Origin of the sequence: Allochromatium tepidum (genome assembly GCF_018409545.1) — a bacterium.
GTDB lineage: Bacteria > Pseudomonadota > Gammaproteobacteria > Chromatiales > Chromatiaceae > Thermochromatium > Thermochromatium tepidum_A.
Genome location: NZ_AP024563.1, coordinates 496,609 through 513,733, shown reverse-complemented (window position 1 = coordinate 513,733; position 17,125 = coordinate 496,609). Strand labels below are relative to the sequence as shown.

General features: G+C 65.7%; 17 protein-coding genes and 1 pseudogene. 10 read left to right on the top strand and 8 right to left on the bottom strand.

The features are described 5' to 3' along the window. Nucleotides 1-3 precede the first annotated feature (3 nt). Nucleotides 4-1,161: a DNA-methyltransferase gene (locus tag Atep_RS02435; RefSeq protein ID WP_236786381.1), complete on the top strand. Its 1,158-nt coding sequence runs from the start codon at nt 4-6 to the stop codon at nt 1,159-1,161. Between the two features lie 85 nt (nt 1,162-1,246). Next, entirely contained in the window at nt 1,247-2,449 is a 1,203-nt protein-coding gene (gene cysZ / locus Atep_RS02430) for a sulfate transporter CysZ (RefSeq protein ID WP_213380104.1), read from the top strand. Here the strand turns inward: cysZ and Atep_RS02425 are convergent. Then, nucleotides 2,430-3,149 carry a class I SAM-dependent methyltransferase gene (locus Atep_RS02425; protein WP_236786379.1) on the bottom strand — a complete coding sequence of 240 codons (720 nt, stop codon included), beginning with the start codon at nt 3,147-3,149 and terminating at the stop codon, nt 2,430-2,432. The genes cysZ and Atep_RS02425 overlap by 20 nt on opposite strands. Before the next feature lie 120 nt (nt 3,150-3,269). On the opposite strand from Atep_RS02425, the gene Atep_RS02420 reads away from it, so the two are divergent. After that, nucleotides 3,270-3,701 carry a phosphate-starvation-inducible PsiE family protein gene (locus tag Atep_RS02420; RefSeq protein WP_213380100.1) on the top strand — a complete coding sequence of 144 codons (432 nt, stop codon included), beginning with the start codon at nt 3,270-3,272 and terminating at the stop codon, nt 3,699-3,701. A gap of 33 nt (nt 3,702-3,734) precedes the next feature. Continuing rightward, complete coding sequence (locus Atep_RS02415; protein ID WP_419467224.1) at nt 3,735-4,580, top strand: sulfite exporter TauE/SafE family protein; 846 nt, start codon at nt 3,735-3,737, stop codon at nt 4,578-4,580. 16 nt (nt 4,581-4,596) lie between these two features. Here the strand turns inward: Atep_RS02415 and Atep_RS02410 are convergent, their stop codons facing one another. Together Atep_RS02410 and Atep_RS02405 are read right to left on the bottom strand one after the other, a co-directional pair. Beyond that, nucleotides 4,597-5,094 carry a hypothetical protein gene (locus tag Atep_RS02410; protein WP_213380098.1) on the bottom strand — a complete coding sequence of 166 codons (498 nt, stop codon included), beginning with the start codon at nt 5,092-5,094 and terminating at the stop codon, nt 4,597-4,599. A 157-nt stretch (nt 5,095-5,251) separates the two neighbouring features. Continuing rightward, the gene (locus tag Atep_RS02405; RefSeq protein ID WP_236786377.1) at nt 5,252-7,174 is read right to left on the bottom strand and encodes a transglycosylase SLT domain-containing protein; all 1,923 of its coding nucleotides are present in this window, start codon (nt 7,172-7,174) and stop codon (nt 5,252-5,254) included. Nucleotides 7,175-7,254: 80 nt separating this feature from the next. Here Atep_RS02405 and Atep_RS02400 point away from each other — a divergent pair, with 80 nt between their 5' ends. From Atep_RS02400 to Atep_RS02380, 5 genes and pseudogenes are all read left to right on the top strand, one after another. Continuing rightward, a complete protein-coding gene (locus Atep_RS02400; protein WP_213380094.1) occupies nt 7,255-7,566 on the top strand; it encodes a hypothetical protein in 312 nt (103 codons plus the stop codon). Between the two features lie 105 nt (nt 7,567-7,671). Beyond that, nucleotides 7,672-8,475, top strand: coding sequence for an AmmeMemoRadiSam system protein B (gene amrB / locus Atep_RS02395; RefSeq protein WP_213380093.1), 804 nt, complete (start codon nt 7,672-7,674; stop codon nt 8,473-8,475). Beyond that, nucleotides 8,453-9,082: an AmmeMemoRadiSam system protein A gene (gene amrA / locus Atep_RS02390; RefSeq protein ID WP_213380091.1), complete on the top strand. Its 630-nt coding sequence runs from the start codon at nt 8,453-8,455 to the stop codon at nt 9,080-9,082. Before amrB ends, amrA begins: the two co-directional genes overlap by 23 nt. A gap of 27 nt (nt 9,083-9,109) precedes the next feature. After that, nucleotides 9,110-9,448 (top strand): annotated as a pseudogene (locus Atep_RS17050) (transporter substrate-binding domain-containing protein); the annotation flags it as partial. Between the two features lie 184 nt (nt 9,449-9,632). Next, nucleotides 9,633-9,794 carry an EAL domain-containing protein gene (locus Atep_RS02380; protein ID WP_213381833.1) on the top strand — a complete coding sequence of 54 codons (162 nt, stop codon included), beginning with the start codon at nt 9,633-9,635 and terminating at the stop codon, nt 9,792-9,794. Between the two features lie 27 nt (nt 9,795-9,821). Here Atep_RS02380 and Atep_RS02375 read toward each other — a convergent pair whose 3' ends face one another. Together Atep_RS02375 and Atep_RS02370 are read right to left on the bottom strand one after the other, a co-directional pair. Then, nucleotides 9,822-10,688, bottom strand: coding sequence for an ATP-grasp domain-containing protein (locus Atep_RS02375; RefSeq protein WP_213380089.1), 867 nt, complete (start codon nt 10,686-10,688; stop codon nt 9,822-9,824). A gap of 27 nt (nt 10,689-10,715) precedes the next feature. Then, on the bottom strand, nt 10,716-12,794 hold the full coding sequence (locus tag Atep_RS02370; RefSeq protein WP_213380087.1) for a molybdopterin-containing oxidoreductase family protein: 2,079 nt from the start codon (nt 12,792-12,794) through the stop codon (nt 10,716-10,718). Between the two features lie 71 nt (nt 12,795-12,865). On the opposite strand from Atep_RS02370, the gene Atep_RS02365 reads away from it, so the two are divergent. Further along, nucleotides 12,866-14,062, top strand: coding sequence for an alkaline phosphatase family protein (locus tag Atep_RS02365; RefSeq protein ID WP_213380085.1), 1,197 nt, complete (start codon nt 12,866-12,868; stop codon nt 14,060-14,062). 463 nt (nt 14,063-14,525) lie between these two features. Here the strand turns inward: Atep_RS02365 and Atep_RS02360 are convergent, their stop codons facing one another. From Atep_RS02360 to sufC, 3 genes are all read right to left on the bottom strand, one after another. Continuing rightward, complete coding sequence (locus tag Atep_RS02360; RefSeq protein ID WP_213380083.1) at nt 14,526-14,951, bottom strand: SUF system Fe-S cluster assembly protein; 426 nt, start codon at nt 14,949-14,951, stop codon at nt 14,526-14,528. A gap of 66 nt (nt 14,952-15,017) precedes the next feature. Further along, a complete protein-coding gene (gene sufD / locus Atep_RS02355; RefSeq protein ID WP_213380081.1) occupies nt 15,018-16,319 on the bottom strand; it encodes a Fe-S cluster assembly protein SufD in 1,302 nt (433 codons plus the stop codon). Then, nucleotides 16,316-17,071, bottom strand: a complete 756-nt coding sequence (gene sufC / locus Atep_RS02350) for a Fe-S cluster assembly ATPase SufC (RefSeq protein ID WP_213380080.1) — start codon at nt 17,069-17,071, stop codon at nt 16,316-16,318. The genes sufD and sufC overlap by 4 nt, the downstream gene beginning before the upstream one ends. Between the last annotated feature and the right edge of the window lie 54 nt (nt 17,072-17,125).

Here is a 17,125-nt window from a genome sequence, read left to right as displayed (position 1 = left end):
CGAATGGCCAATCAAGACGTTACATCCATGCCAAGGATCTTCCATCGAACCAAGCACGGGCATATCTATCTGGGTGATTCGCTCGATGTGCTGCGCACGACTGAAGACAACAGCATTGATCTCATCATGACCAGTCCGCCCTTTGGGTTGGTACGAAAGAAAGAATATGGCAACGCCGAGGCACCTGCTTACCTCGATTGGTTCAAACCCTTTGCCGAACAGTTTCATCGTGTACTCAAGACCAGCGGCAGTCTGGTCATCGACATTGGCGGTGCCTGGAATCCAGGCACACCAACACGCAGTCTCTATCACTACAAGTTGCTGATCATGCTGTGTGAGGAATTCGGTTTCCACTTGGCCCAGGACTTTTTCTGGTGGAATCCGTCGCGTTTGCCGACACCCGCCGAATGGGTCACAGTGCGACGGATTCGCGTCAAGGATGCAATCAATACCGTTTGGTGGCTCTCGAAAACACCCTGGCCGAAAGCCAGCAACCGGAGGGTCTTGCAACCCTATAGTCCCAGTATGATGGAATTGCTGGAGAAAGGTTACAAAGCCAAGAAGCGACCGAGCGGGCATGACATTAGCGATAAATTCAGCGTCGACAATGGCGCTGCAATTCCGCCGAACCTCATTGCGATTCCGAACACTGAGAGCAATAGCGCCTATTTACGGTATTGTCAGGAACACGGAATCAAGGCCCATCCGGCGCGCTATCCATCCGATCTGCCGGAATATTTCATTCGTCTCTTGACCAACGAAGGCGATACCGTGTTCGATCCCTTCGGCGGCAGTTGCATGACCGGCGAAGTGGCCGAACGCTTGAATCGACGCTGGACGTGCTGTGACCTCGTCGAGGAATACCTCGTCGGAGCCCTGGGGCGATTCGTCGGAAGTGCGCAGGTCGAACGTCCTAAGCCAGAGAGCGATTCGTCCTATTATCGCGTTCCTCGCCCAGGTCTGCTTTGGAACGGACGCGAAGAGCCGCTTGATGAGGATGGAGGTAGGGTGCGCAAGGTAAAACCAAAAAACAAGGGTAGTGGGGCTGCGGTTCTACCTAAGAGCAACCCATCAGTTCGCAGTATTTCTGTAGACGACAAAAATAGCACGATTGAATCCTTCGTCTTGATGCCGGTTGCATCCGAGGAATCAGAGCGCTGAAATCCATCGGAATCCAGGTTAAAAGAGCCTTTCCCACTGAACTCGAATCCCCACCTGTTTCAAATTTGCCCACACCCCAAACCCTATGTCCAGCCATCCCATCGCCGGGGCCGGTTATCTCTTTCAGGGCCTGAGGCTCATCATCCGGCCCGGAATCAAACGCTTCATCGCCGTCCCCCTGCTGCTGAATCTGCTGATCTTCTCAGCGGCCATCTATGTCGGCATCAGTCAATTCGAGGGACTGATGCAGCTCATGGAGTCCAGGCTGCCGACCTGGCTGGGGTGGCTCGAATGGCTCATCTGGCCGCTGTTCATCCTGCTGCTGTTCGTCTTCGTCTTTTATACCTTCGGCCTGCTCGCCAACCTGATCGCCGCGCCCTTCAATGGACTGCTGGCCGAGAAGGTCGAGCGGCTGCTGACCGGCCGCCCCATTGAGCAGGAAGGCGACTACGCCCGGCTGCTCGCCGAGTTGGGGCCGACTCTGCTCGACGAACTGCGTAAGCTCGCCTATGCCCTGCTGTGGGCGATTCCCTTTCTGTTCCTGCTGTTCGTGCCGCTGGTCGGGCCTGTGCTCTGGTTCCTCTATACGGCCTGGATGCTGGCGGTCGAGTACAGCGACTATCCGATGGGCAATCACGGTCTGCGCTTCGCCGAGATACGGCGCCGACTGCGCGAGCGGCGCCTACTCAGTCTCGGCTTCGGCGCGGCGACGGCCGGGATGGCGATGGTGCCGGTGTTCAACTTTCTGCTGATGCCGGTCGCGGTGGCCGGCGCCACGGCTATGTGGGTGCGCGAGTTCCGCTCACCCAACGGCTATCAGGGGCCGCATCAGTCGCGCGTGGCCACGCACTACATCCTGCTGACCATCGATCATCTCTCGGGACGCATGGATGGCGAGATCCTCGCCGGACCGCTCACCGGACGCATGCTCGAGGCGACCGAAACCGGCGAGCTGCTCGGTCTGCTCGATCTCTGCTATCGCACCGACGCCGAGTCGGCCGAGGCGCTGGAAGCCTATCTGACCCATGAGCGCGGTCAGCGTTTCCGGGAACCCCCGCCGCGCCCGGACGCCGAACGCACGCCGCCGCCGCCGTCACCCGATCGCCCCGGCATGGACGAAAGCGAGGCACGCGCCATCCTCGGCCTTGCACCCGATGCGACAGACGATGAGATCCAGGCCGCCCATCGACGCCTGATCCAGCGTCTGCACCCGGATCGCGGCGGCTCGGACTATCTGGCCGCCAAGGTCAACGAGGCCAAGCGGGTGCTTATGTCGTCGAGTGTCTGACGCGCAGCAGATCGACCCGATGGGGCTTGAGGAAACGCGCGCCCTCGGGAGTCAAATGACGCTCGAAGGCCGCACGAACCTCGGCGAGCCGCGCCGCGTCGAGATCATGCTCGGTATGCGTGACCTGGATGAAGCGCTCGGCGAAGGCGTCCCAGCTCGGATAGACGCCTTCCGACTGGTAGAACACCTGACGCTCCCAGGTGAAACGTCCGGAATCGACCGCGCGCTCGATGGCGGCATAGGCCGCCGTGCGCACGACACGCTCGTCATGGATCAGCCGCATGACCTCGTTGAACGGCCCCCAGTAGACGGGTTCCGAGACATAGACGTAACCGCCCGGCGCCAGCACACGCTCGATCTCCGCAAACGCGCGATCCATGAGTTCGACCGGCACATGATGGAGCGACTTGAACAGAAAGACGCCGTCATAGATCGCATCCGGGTCGGCGATCGACTCGGCGCCGCCGAACCGGAACTCGACAGTGGGCAGATCCCGGATAGCGAGATTCTTCGCGTGCTGGATACGGTCGACCTCGGTCGCCGTCACCCGGCGCGCACCCAGGCGCGTAGCGAGCAGCCGGGTCATCCAGGCCGCGCCGCAGCCCAGTTCCAGCACCCGGTGCCCTTTGACCTCGACCAAGTCCTCGACGATCCGGATCTCGTCGCACGTCAGGTAACCTTTGGGGTCGGTCTGTATCATCTGTCTCGGCATCATGACCTCATCTAGGATTTCAAGGTTCGGAGTTGTATTCAAGACTTTCGCGTCCTACCGTCGACGGCGAAACGCCCACTTCCACCATCGCGCCCCGGAGCTAAAACGATGCATGAACCGCATACCCGCTTGGACAAATGGCTCTCGACCCTTTTTCTCTACACCGAAAAGCTGGTGCTCGTCATCGTCGGCGGACTCGCCCTGATCGGTATCGGGGAGCTGATCTGGAAAATCTATCAGCTACGTGATATCCGGCTGGAAGATCTGCTGATGATCTTCATCTTCATCGAGATCATGGCAATGGCCAACGTCTATTTTCTCAGACGCAGCGTGCCCTTCACCTATCCCATGTTCATCGCCGTCACCGCACTCTCGCGTCTGATCGTGCTCCAGGGCAAGGAGAACGGCTCCGAGGGGCTGCTCTACGAGAGCGGCGCCATCCTGATCATCAGTCTCGCCATCCTGGTCATCCGCTTCAGTCAGCAGTTCAGCACGGATGCGATCGAGCGGCGTGAGGCGCAAGAGGATCGTCACGAATGAGGCGGCAATGGTCCGGCGGGTACCCCGGATGGAATGGCGTATCATAGCCGCCATGTCGAACAGACTCCGTCCCCTGTGCTCGTGATCGAACTCATCGCCTATCTCGCCATCGGCGCACTCTCCGGCGTGCTGGCCGGACTCTTCGGCGTCGGCGGCGGCGCCGTCATAGTGCCGGCCCTGATCCTGCTCTTCGGCGCGCTCGGCGGCATCGGCGGCGACTGGCTGGCCCATCTGGCGGTCGGAACCTCACTGGCGACCATCATCGGCACGGGTGCGGCCTCCACGCTGGCGCACCATCGGCGCGGCGGGGTGCGCTGGGACATCGTCCGGCCGCTGGCGCCCGGCATCGTCATCGGCGCCCTGGCCGGAGCGGCCCTGGCCGGCTGGATTCCCAGCCTCTGGCTGCAACGGATCTTTGCGGTCTTTCTCGCCTATGTCGGCGTGCGTCTGCTGATGACGTCCACGAAAGCCGTCTCGGCACCGCACCCGCTACCGGGACACGCGGGACTGGCCGCCACGGGCGGCGGGATCGGGCTTCTGTCGTCACTGGTCGGCATCGGCGGCGGAACGCTCACGGTTCCCTTCCTGAGCAGCTGCGGGATCGGGATGCGCCAAGCGGTCGGCACCTCGGCGGCGTGCGGACTGCCGATCGCGGTGGCGGGTGCGCTGGGGTTCGTGCTGGTCGGCTGGGGGCGGAGCGGACTGCCGGACTGGAGCAGCGGTTTCGTCTACTGGCCGGCGGTGCTGGCCATGCTGCTCGCCAGCATTCCGACCGCTCCGCTCGGCGCCCGGCTCGCGCACAGTCTGCCGGTGCCCCTGCTCAAACGGCTCTTCGGCGTGCTGTTGCTGCTGATCGCCGCGCGTCTGGCCTTCTCCTGAGACGCTTGCCGATCGGCTAGCGCGCTGTGCTCGGATTCAGGATCAGTCGTCGATAGAGATAAAGCCGGCCGTTCTGATCGCGTAGCGCCAGCCGCCCCTGATCCAAAGCGAACTCGAAGGTCTGGGTGAAGTTCTCGGTGCGATTGCTCAGCTCGACCCGATCGGTCCGGACCCGGATCTCGCCTTCGATGTAACCCCGGCAGGCCGAATAGAGACGGTAGAACCCACCCTGAACGATCAGGAGTCCGCCCTGATTGTCCTCCCAGAGTCCCTCCAGCGAGGAGCCCGTCCAAGGCTTGGTCGCCAAGGCGCCGGGCATCTGCCCCAGCGCCGAGGGCCAGGACGACATCCCCATCGGATCGGTCGGCGGCAGCGGCGCTCCGCGCCCCTGATCGATCGTGGCTGTGAAGCCCATGCTCTCCATCATGCGCGCGATGGCGTGCGCCATAGCCTCGGCCGCCGTCTGTTGAGCGACGGCAGGCTGGAGCAGCGGCACGCCGAGGATCATCGTCATGATCAGGACTCGCCCGATGCGCGGACGCAGGATGCTGGATCTGGTGTGAATGACTGACATGAGGCGCAGGGCGCACGATGCGGGTGTCGACCGAGTGATGAAGGCTGGAAGCGATTTTCCACAGGCGGCGCAGTGTAACAGAGCCGGGAACCCAGATTCAGAATTGCATGGGGGGCTCGTCCCGGAACGCGCGTCCGGGCACCGGCGGCAGGAATTCGCGCAGACGTTTCGGCTCCAGCCCCAGACGCGCGGCATAGATGATCCGATAGCTCAGGACGCGCTCGACATAGCCGCGCGTCTCGGCGAAGGGGATGGCGGCGATCCAGAGATCGGCGCTCATGCACTCCTCCGGCAGCCAGCTTCTCACACGAGCCGGGCCGGCATTGTAGGCCGCCGTCGCCAGGGCCGCATGGCCGAAGCGATCACGCATTCGGGTCAGATAGGCACTGCCGAGCCTGATATTGAGATCGGGGTCGAGCAGGCTCCAGCGCGAGGGCTGGGGCAGCCCCAGCTCGGCGGCGACCTCGCCGGCGGTCGCGGGCATGAGCTGCATCAGACCCACGGCCCCCGCCGGCGAGGCGATGGTGCGGGCGAAGACGCTCTCCTGACGCATCAAGGCCTGGATCCATTCCGGCTCGATCCCGATCTGCCAGGCCTGCTCGGCGGCCAGATCCTGATAGGCGAGCGGAAAACGGATCTCCAGATCGTCCCAGTAACCCGAACGGGCGAGCATGACGATGGCCTGATCGTGCCAACCGCGATCGTGCGCCAGCCGGGCGGCGGCCATGAGTCCATCGCTGTCCAGGCGACGGGCGAGCGTGCGCCATTCACGCCGCACATCGACTTCACGCCCGAGCTGATCGAGCGCGAGGATGCGCCTGTAGGCCGGATCCCGGGCCAGCGTCCGGAGCTGCTCGGGCGTGACCGGCACCGGGCGGTGCTCCAGGTTGTAGGGCCGATCCAGACGATCGGCGGCCATGAAGCCCCAGAAGCTGCGTTCGCGCGCGGCGGCAGCGAGTGTCGCCTGTGAGGCTTCGGACTGTCCCAGGAACTCCTGGGCCACGCCCAGCCAGTAGAGCCAGCGTTCGCGCTTGATCTCGCCCTCGGGCATCCGTTCGATCCATTTGGCCAGCCAATCCCAGGCGCGGAGGTTGATGGCCGCGCGCAGACGGCGTTCCTGCTCGGGCAGGTTGTCCGCGCTCGGCTCTATGACGTCCCAATGGAGCAGACCCAGGCGATCACCGGACTCGGCCAACGCGCGTCCGACAGCTACATGCGCCCGTTCGCGCGCCGACCGATCGTCCGCCAGGGCCGGTTCCAGACGCTGCAACGCCAGCGCCGCGCGTTCGAGATCGCTCCGCGCCAGCATCACGATGCCATGCGCCAGGATCGCTGCGCGCATGGGGTGGGCTTCCTGGAACGGACCGGCCTCCAGGATACGTTCGGGAGTCCGGTCGACGGCGAGCCAGAGATCCAGCCAGGGCCGCTCGGACTCGGGCAGCCGCCGACCGAGATGACGCGCCAGTCCGGTCCTTCCGGCCTCCAGCGCCAGCCGGATGCGTGCCCAGACCAGCTCGGTGGTCAGATGTCCCGCCTCGCTCCAGTGCGCGAACACCGGATCACAGGCATTTGGTCGCGACTGGCCCGATAGCCAGATCGACTCGACCTCGGGCAGTGCCTCCTCGGTGCGTCCGGTCTCGATCAGGGCGCGCAGATAGAGACAACGGCGCTCGACCGAGTCGTCCGGCCGATAGAGGCGCGCGTAATCGGCCCAACGTCCGGCGTCGGCTAGCCGGCGCAGATAGGCCGGACGCAGCCGCTCGGCCAGCGGGGTGTCGGCATAGTCGGCGAGAAAGGACTCGATGCGTGCATCCGGCGCTTGAGCCAGATCGCGCGTCAGCTCCGCGAACAGCAGATAGGGATAGAGCGGGTCATCGCGCAAGCCGTCGGCCAGTGTCTGAAAGACCGACTGATCGCCGCGTTCGAGCGCCGACTCGGCAGCGAGGAAGTCCGCGCGGGCGTCGGCGCGGGTCTCCAGCGCCACGAAGCAGGAGACGGCGAACAGCGCAAGGGTTAGCATGACCGGGAAAGCGGTCGGACGCCGTGACCGCTTCGACAGTGACGGACTCATCGGATTTGGCCTATTGGGGAACCTCAGACATGCGAACGACCATTGTAGTCATCATTTCACTCCTGGTCGGTGCCTCCTTCGGCGGCATCATGACACTCGGCTTCGGCTGGGGCATGGGCGCGGCGAGCGGGATGCTGATGGGAACCCAGGCCGGTGTCTGCCTCGCCGTCGAGACCGCGCGCCGCCAGGGCGGGATGGACGAGGCCAAACTGGATGCCCTGGTCGCCGCCAGCGTCGAGCACATCCGTTCCAAGGGTTCCTCGGTGCCGCTGCAAGCCGAGATCGAGTGGGTCCAAAACGCCGCCGGCTGCACCAAGCTGGTCGAGCAGCTCGACCAATGAGGCCCGGGCCGTGTCGGCAACCGTTCGAGGTTGCCGACACCGCATCGGGTTATACTTAGGGACCGACGCTCAAACTCCAAACCGTGATGCGTGAGGAGGCGCCCCATGCCAACGATTCGACAGCCCGCCGTGGCCGATCAATTCTATCCGGGCGATCCCGCCGAGCTGGGCCGGATGCTCGACGCCCTGCTTGCCGAATCGCCTCCGTCGGCCTCATCCCGAGCCGGCACGACGCCGCCCAAGGCGCTGATCGTGCCTCATGCCGGTTACATCTACTCCGGCCCCATCGCGGCGACCGCCTATGCCACGCTGGCGCCGGTGCGCGACCGGATCCGGCGGGTCGTGCTGCTGGGTCCGTCGCATCGGCTGCCCTTCATGGGGCTGGCGGCGACCGGCGCGGACGTCTTCGCCACCCCGCTCGGTCCGGTTCCCATCGATCGCGCCGCCGTCGAGCGCGCCCTGACGCTGCCGCAGGTCCGGCTGCTCGATGCCGCACACGCCCAGGAGCACAGTCTGGAGGTCCAGTTGCCCTTCCTGCAACGGGTGCTCGACGACTTCAGTCTGGTTCCCCTGGTCGTCGGCGAGGCCGCGCCCGAGTCGGTGGCCGAGGTGCTGGATCTGCTCTGGGGCGGACCCGAGACCCTGATCCTCATCAGCTCGGACCTGACGCACTATCTGGACTACCGCACCGCGCGGCGCATCGACGCGCAAACCTCCGAGGCCATCGAGGCGCTGCGTCCCGAGGCGATCGGCTATGACCAGGCGTGCGGTCGCGCTCCCTTGAACGGACTGCTGACCCTGGCGCGACGGCGCGGACTCCAGGCCGAGACCCTGGATCTGCGCAACTCGGGGGATACGGCCGGATCACGCGATCAGGTGGTGGGCTATGGCGCCTATGCCATCCATTGAGACGGCGGGCGAGCGGCCGGCCATCTATGACTCGACCGAGCGCGCGATCCTGCTCGACATCGCCGCGCGCTCGATCGCGCATGGGCTGGAGTACCGGCGTCCGCTGGATCTCGACCTAGCCGAGTATCCCGAGCCGCTGCGCGCCATCCGCGCCACCTTCGTCACCCTGGAGCGCCACGCCGATCTGCGCGGCTGCATCGGCGTGCTGGACGCCTTCCGCCCGCTGGTGCTGGACGTGGCTCAGAACGCCTTCGCCGCCGCCTTCGAGGATCCGCGTTTCCCGCCGCTGCGCGCGGACGAGTATCCCGAGCTGAGCCTCAAGATCTCGGTCCTCACGCCCGCCGAGCCAATGGCCTTCGGCTCCGAAGCCGAGCTACTGACACAGATCCGGCCGGGCGTCGATGGACTCATCCTGAGCGACCGGGGCCGGCGCGGCACCTTCCTGCCCTCGGTCTGGGAGCAACTGCCCGATCCGCGCGACTTCCTCGAACACCTCAAGCGCAAGGCCGGGCTGCCCATGGGCCACTGGTCCGACAGTCTGCGCGTCGCCCGCTATGCCACCGAGTCGTTCGGCGGACCGATCGGCCGACTCCAACGACCGGCCTGAGTCATCACAGCCTCCTGGACGCCCACCATGTTTCAAGGACCGAAGACACCCAGACGCGCCGTCCTGTCACTGGCCGCCGTGCTGCCGGCGGCCGGTCTCGCCTGGAACTGGCCGGTACCCCGACTCGACGGCGGCGATCATCGGCTGGTGCGGGTCGGTCTCTATCAGAATGCACCCAAGGTCTACTCCGACGCCGACGGCCGCCCGACCGGACTCTTCGTCGAACTCCTGGAGGCCATGGCGAGCGCCGAGGGCTGGCGCCTGAGCTATGAGCCCTGTCAGTGGGCCGAGTGTCTCGACCGGCTGGAGCGTGGAGAACTCGATCCGATGCCGGACGTGGCCTTTTCCGGCGAGCGTGCGCAACGTTTCGACTTCCATCAGGTCTCGGTCGCCAGTAGCTGGTCGCAGATCTACAGCCGCCCCGAGTTGCCGATCCACACCATCAACGATCTCGCGGGCAAGCGGGTGGCCGTCCTCCAGGGCGGCATCCAGCAGGGCCAAGCGGCAGGGGCGCGGGTTACTGCGTTTCTTCTCGCCCGATCTGTCCTTCGTGCGCGACGTGACGACCAACAGCGGCAATGCCTCGATCGTGCGCGCCATCATCGCGCTCGGAGGCAGTCTCGGGCTCGCGGTCATCGCCGAGGGCGTGGAGTCGACCGAGCAGACCGAGTATCTGCGCGCGCTCGGGTGCGATCCATCCAGGGCTATCTGATCAGCCGACCGCTGCCGGTGGCGGAGATCACGGCGTTTCTGGAGCAGGCACGCTCGGAGTGCACCCGAGTGAGCCAAGCCGTTCGATCAGTTCCAGGCCGCGTGCCTTGTCGGGGCAGAGGATCACGGCGATACGGTCGGAGGTGTGCGGGTCGAGGCGACTGACGGCACCGGCGGCTGAGATCAGCGCCGTCTGTGCATCGGTGAGCGACCCGGCGCCGAAGAGCGAGAGTACCAGCCCGCCCGGCACCGGCGGCGGCGCCTGGAACGACTCGCCGTCCATGAGCGCGACCCAGGCCGGTACGAACGCCGGGCCATAGAGTTCGAGAAAGCCGTTGGAGCCGCGCAGATGGGCCTCGATCGGTCGTCCGCCGATCATCTCCAGATTGCAGAGTCCGGTATAGCCGGCCAGATGGCGCCCGACCCAGTCGCGGACGCGCGCGTCGAGTTCGGGCCGCTCGACGCCCACGTCCCAGTAGAGCGGACGCGCGCGATCCTTGCGCTCCGAGGCGCTGGTGTGGGTCAGCCAGACGACTTCGCCCTCGCGCACCAGGCAGTCGGTGCTGGTGTGCTCGCCCTCCAGCCGTTCGCACCAGAAGAGTCCGGGGTCGTTGGGGACGGCGTCGGCGCGCACCGCACGCGCCTGGAGCGCCATGCCGGCCAGATTGACGATCGGTTTGACGAAGACCCAATCGTCCGGCTCCAGGCCGAAGGCGAGCGGATCGACGCCGCAGGGCGCGGCGCGCAGTCCGGCGGCAAGCGCCACGCCGAGCTTGTCGTAGACGGAGCGATGGGCTGGATTGAGCCGCCAGGCGGCGGCGTCGTTGACCGCGACCTCGGATCTCGGCTCGGGTTGGAAGAGGTGCGCACGTTCGGGCAGGACTCCGATGAACATGGATTCAGGCCTGTGGTTTGCAGATCTTTAGGTCACGGGCGCGACCTCGCACAGGCTCGACTTGAACGGCGGAAACCCGCTGATCGGGTCGAGATGCCGGTCGTCGGTCAGCTCGTTGACGTTGGCGCTGTTCCAACCGTGGGTACAGTGGACCACGCCGGGCTTGATGCGCTCGGTGACGCGCGCGACGAAACGCACGGCCCCGCGCGGCGAGCGGATCTCCACCGCTTGGCCGTCCCGGATGCCGCGCGGCTCGGCATCGCTGGGATGGATCTCGACCAGGGGGTTGGGGATCGCCCGGCGCATCCGCTGGATGTACTGATGCTGTGAATGGGTGTCGAACTTGGTGCGCGCCCCACTGGTCAGGACCAGCGGATAGTCGCGGGCGATCTCAGGCGTCGAGAGCGGACTCTCGGCCGGTTCGCGATAGACCGGCAGACCGTCGTGGCCGGCCGCGCGCAGTTCGGACGAATCGAACTCGACCTTGCCGCTCGCGGTCGGGAAGCCGCGTAGCCGATAGAGCCGGTCGGCGTCGAGAAAGCCATGCTCGACCAGATCCTCGATGGCCTGGGCATAGACCGTGACGCCATCGGGATTGTTGTAGACCTCCTCGCGGATCTCCTCCGGGATGCCCTCGGCGGCCTCGGCCCAGGCCGCTTCCAGATCGCCGTTCCAGAACTGATCGGCCATCCCCAGCCGCACGCCGAGTTCCAGGAAGATCTCGCCATCCGGACGCGCCTCGCCGCGCGGCGCGACCACCGGACGCCGATAGCGCAGCTCGCCCTGATAGGCACAGCCCGGATAGGCGATCAGCGCCGGACGCTCCAGACTGGTCGCCGCCGGCAGCACGATGTCGGCCTGGAGCGTGGCCGGGTTATGGAAGAAATCGGTCGCGGCGAAGAAATCGAGCGACCCGAGCGCCCGTTCCATGCGCTTGGAGTTGGGCCACATGGCCGTATTGATGCCCATCGCCAGGAGCGCGCGCACCCGCTGCGGACGCCCGTCGAGGATGCAGTCGGGCAGCAACATGCTCTGCCCCGCCGGCCAATATTTGGTCCAGACCGGATAGACCTCGTCGCCGATGCGCGGCGGCAGGCTGCTGCGACAATAGTCGAACAGATCGATCGGCTTGGGCAGCACCTTGTCGTTGAAGAAGCGGTTGCCGCCCTCGCGATCCAGATTGCCGGTCACAGCCGAGAGCAGGATGAGCGCGCGGTGGTTCTGGAAGCCGTTGCTGTGCTGGACGGTCGCGGTCGGCGACAGGGTGATCTGGGCCGGCGGCGTGGTGGCGAAGAGCTCGACCGCCGCGCGCAGGTCGGCTTCATCGATGCCGCAGATGGCGGCGACCCGCTCGGGCCCGAACTCGGCCACATAGTCCCGGAAGGCGTCGACACCCGAGCCCCATTGATCCAGGAAGGCCTGATCCTGCCAACCGTTGGCGAAGATCAGATGATGGAAACCGAGCGCCAGCGCGCCGTCGGTGCCGGGACGGATCTGGAGATGGATGTCGGCCTGATCGACCATGGGCGTGCGGCGCGGGTCGACCACGATCATGCGCCGTCCCGGCTTGAGCGTCACCAGACCATGGGTGTCGAACGGCGGGATCGAGCCGCGCGGATTGGTCGACCAGATCAGATGGCAGCGTGTCTTGGGTGAGACCACGGTCGAGGTGGTCTTGATCTTGTAACCGAAGGTCACTTTCTCGGCCACCATGGTCGCCGAGAAGCAGCAGCCGCTCTCGGTCAGATAGTTGGGCGAGCCGAAGGCATGGGCGAGCCGCTGGAGCTGGGGACGCGCCTCCTTGGTGTAGCCGGCGAAGAAGGCGACCGCCGGGGCGCCGTGTTCGTCACGGGTGGCGCTGAGCCGTTCGGCGATGGTATCGAGCGCCTCGTCCCAGGAGATGCGCTCGAACTGGCCGCTGCCACGGGGTCCGACCCGTTTGAGCGGATAGAGCAGACGGTCGGGATGGTTGCGCCGGTCGAGCTGAGCATAGCAGCGCGGACAGTCCGGCCCCTTGACGGCGACCGGTTCGCCGCTATCGTCGAACTCGACCTGGATCGGGCAGTTGGCATCGCATTCGTAGCAGGTGCTGGGCTTGGTGTGCATCTCGATGGTCTCGCGCGACGATGGGGGTTCGTGGTTTCATGCCGGATGGTCCCCAACATGACGCCCGATTCATGGAAACCAAGCACACCACACCCGACTACAGCGGCGGCGGCCTGCTGAATCTGATGAGCACCGTCATCCAGGCGCGCGGCGGGCGGTGCGAGCATCCGCCGCTGGCCGGACTGGCGCTGGACGATCTGACGCACGCGACCAATCTGGTACTGCTGGTCGTCGACGGGCTGGGCGCCGACTGGCTGGAGCGACAGGCGCCGGATGGCTTGCTGAGTCGGGCGCGCCGGCAGGCGATCAGTTCAGTGTTTCCATCGACCACGGCCTCGGCGATCCCGACCTTTCTCACCGGGCTGTCGCCGCTCCAGCATGGGCTGACCGGCTGGTTCACCTATTTCGGCGAGTTGGGATCGGTGATGGCGGTCCTGCCCGGCCGTCCGCGCTATGGCGGGGTCTCGTATCGTGCCGCCGGGATCGATCCGCGCCGGCTCTTCGACAGCCGCTCGATCTTCGACCGCATCGGTACGCGCGGCATCGCCGTCTCGCCGCGCTTCATCGCCTATTCGGACTTCAATCGCGCACACCTGGGACGCGGCGAGGTGCGACCGTTCGAGTCGCTGCCGGAGATGTTCCAGCAGACACTGCGCGCGCTTCGACCTCGACGACGTTGGGGGCGTTCGTCGGCGACGCCCGAGCGGCGTTATCTCTATCTCTACTGGTCGGAACTCGACCGCATCGGGCACGAGCACGGCATGGAGAGTGCGGCGGCGCTCGCCCATCTGGCCGAGATCGAACAGGCGCTGGAGGCGTTTCTGAGCGCAGCGGCGGGGACGGATACGGTGTTGCTGGTATGCGCCGATCACGGTCAGATCGACATCCGGCCCGAGGACGTCATCGATCTTGCCCAGCATCCCGATCTGACCGAATGTCTGACGCTGCCGCTGTGCGGCGAGCCGCGCGCGTCCTGGGCCACGGTGCACGCCGACAGTGCACGGCGTTTCGAGGACTATTGCACCGGCGAGCTGGGGGACGTGGTCGAGCTGATCCCGAGCCGGCAGGTGATCGCCGACGGTCTGCTCGGTCCGGGACCGGCGCATCCGCGCATCCGCGATCGGGTGGGCGATTACTGTCTGCTGCCGCGCGCCCGGCATGTCCTGCGCCAGACCCTGCCCTTCGAGGAACCGCACGTCCATATCGGCGTGCATGGGGGGCTGAGTGAATCGGAACTGCGGGTGCCTCTGTGTCTGTTTACGCTGTAGGCCGCTCGGTGAGTTTTGGCGGCCGGAACAGGCAGGCATACCGGCACTACGCCTGCAATCCATCTGCAATGGCATTTCCGCGCCCATGGCCAGGTCGATCCGCCGGTACCGATAGCGAGGATGGAACTATCCGCGAGGCCAACCAGTCGGCGGCGGCCCTGCTGGACGAACCTCGCTCCACGCTCATCGGCCGGCGCCTGGGGCTCTGGATCAGCGAGGACACGCGCCCCGCCTTCAACACGCTATTGACCGATGTCCGGTCGGATGGGCGCCGACTGCGCTGTGATCTGGACCTTGTGATCGAGCATCGCCCCGCCTGCCGGGTGCCGGCCGAGGCCGCCCTCGCCAAACCCAAACTCGCGGGCGGGATCCGACTGGCGCTGACCGACATCAGCGAGCGCAAGGCCCTGGAGGAACAGCGATCTCTGCTTGACGGCTGCTCGTGTTCAATGGCTCTCCGAGCTCACATCAGTCCAAGCTGCAAGCGCGCCTCGTCGCTCATGTTGTCGGCGCTCCAGGGCGGATCCCACACCAGTTGCACGCTGACCTGACCGACGCCCTCGACCCGTTCCACCGCGCTCTTCACCATCAGCGGCATCATGCCGGCGACCGGACAGCCGGGCGCGGTCAGCGTCATGTCGACCGACACATCGCCATTGCCGGCGATGTCGATGCGATAGATCAGACCCAGGTCGTAGATGTTGACCGGGATCTCGGGGTCATGGACGCCGCGCAGCGAGGCGATGATCGGCTCGCGCAGTTCTTCGGGGTCCATGCGCTCCACCGCGACCTCGACCTCCTCCTCGTGGAGGACGGCCGTGCCTCCATCCTGTGCGTCCGGTTCTTGCTTGCGCCGGCCGAAACCGGCAAAGCGGGCCAGTCTGTTCATCGATTCCTCCGCGAGAAGCTGCACGCGGTTTGAGTCAATCGCTTCAATTCGTTCCGATCGCCGCCTTCAGGCCAGCCGTTGTCCGACCGCCTCGGCCACATGCTCGCGCACGGCCTCGGCGCCGAGCCGGTCGATGATCTCGCCGGCAAACCCGAGACAGAGCATCCGCCGCGCCTGCACCGCATCGATGCCGCGCGAGCGCAGATAGAACAGCATCTCGGGTTCGATCTGGCCGACCGTGGTGCCGTGACTGCACTTGACGTCATCGGCATAGATCTCGAGCTGCGGCTTGGTGTCGATCTCGGCCTGTTCGGAGAGCATCAGATTGCGGTTGGACATGGCCGCGTCGCTCTTCTGCGCATCCTTAGCCACCAGCACCCGACCGTCGAACACCGCCCGCCCCTGCCCGGTGAGCAGACCTTTGAAGTTCTCCTCGCTGCGGCAGTGCGGGACGGCGTGCTCGACGTCGAGATGATAGTCGAGCAACTGTCCGTCGCCGGCCAGATAGAGTCCCTGAAGCACGCACTCGGCCTGCTCGCCCCGGAAGCGGGTATTGAGATCGGTCCGCGCCCAGCGTGCGCCCAGGCCGATGTTGATGCCCGAGTAGCGGCTGTTTTCATCCTGCACCAGATAGAAGCCGGTGAGATGGAAGGCGTTGCGGCTCTCCATCTGCAAGCGCTCGTGTTTGAGTACGGCATCACGCCCGAGTGCGACCTCCATGACCGCATTGGTGCAGTAGAGCGACTCGCCCAGGCTGACATAGCGCTCGACCAGGGTCGCCTGAGCGCCGGCCTCCAGGTGCACCAGATGGCGCGGCTGAGCCACGCGCGGCTCGTCCAGCCCGACCGAGAGATGGATGAGTTCGATCGGGTGTTCGAGCATCACGCCGCGTTCCAGCCACACCACCAGCCCATCGTCCAGCCCGGCGGTGTTGAACAACGCGAAGAAGGTCTCCGAATCGCCGCGCGTGGCGTCGAGCCGGCTGCGCAACGACTCGGGATCACGCCCGAGCCAGTCGCGCAGTCCGCCGACCCGCGCGCCCGCCGGCAGCTCGCCCAGCGCCGAGAGTTCGGGCGCGAAACGGCCGTTGACCAGCACCACGCGATGGGCGTCGAACCCTGGGATCAGGACCGCGTCGAGATCCTCGGGCTGGAGCGCGCTCAATGGCTCGTCGATGGCGGTGAACTGCTGTTCGAGCAGGCCCTTGAGGCTGGTGTAGCGCCAGGCTTCCTCCTTGGAATGCGGCAGCGGCCGCGCGCTCAACCGCGTGCGTGCCGCGCGGCGGCGTTCCAGGAGCCAGTCGGGAGCCGGGCTGTCGTCCGGCGCGCTCAACCAGTGTTCCAGACCATTGGGCAGTGGCGCGTTCATGCCGCCTCCATCTCTGCGTCGATCCAGCCGTAGCCCTTCTGTTCCAGCTCCAGCGCCAGTTCCTTGCCGCCCGAGCGGATGATGCGTCCGCGCGCCAGGACGTGCACGTAGTCCGGCTGGATGTAGTCGAGCAACCGCTGATAGTGGGTGACGACGATCATGGAGCGCTCTGGCGAGCGCAGGGCATTGACGCCCTCGGCCACCACGCGCAGCGCGTCGATGTCGAGTCCGGAGTCGGTCTCGTCGAGGATGGCGAGCTTGGGTTCCAGCAGCGCCATCTGGAAGATCTCGTTGCGCTTCTTCTCGCCGCCCGAGAAACCGGCGTTGACCGCGCGTTTCAGGAGCGAGTCGTCGAGATGCAGGATCTTGAGCTTCTCCTTGATCAGGCGCAGGAAGGAGACGGCATCGAGTTCCGACTCGCCGCGCGCCTTGCGAATGCTGTTGAGTGCGGCCTTGAGGAAATAGGTGTTGTTCACGCCCGGCAGCTCGACCGGGTACTGGAAGGCGAGGAAGAGTCCGAGCTGGGCGCGTTCCTCGGGTTCGAGTGCGAGCAGGTCGCGTCCCTCGAAGGTCGCCGAACCGGCGGTGACGCTGTAGCCGTCGCGGCCCGACAGGACGTGGGACAGCGTGCTCTTGCCCGAGCCGTTCGGCCCCATGATGGCGTGGACCTCGCCCGGCCCGACCTCCAGATCCAGTCCCTTGAGGATCTCTTTATCACCCACGTTGGCCCGCAGGCCCTTGACAGACAACATCTTTCATGACTCCTGAACCGCGTCGGGCGCCCGGCTCGACGACACAGATCGACT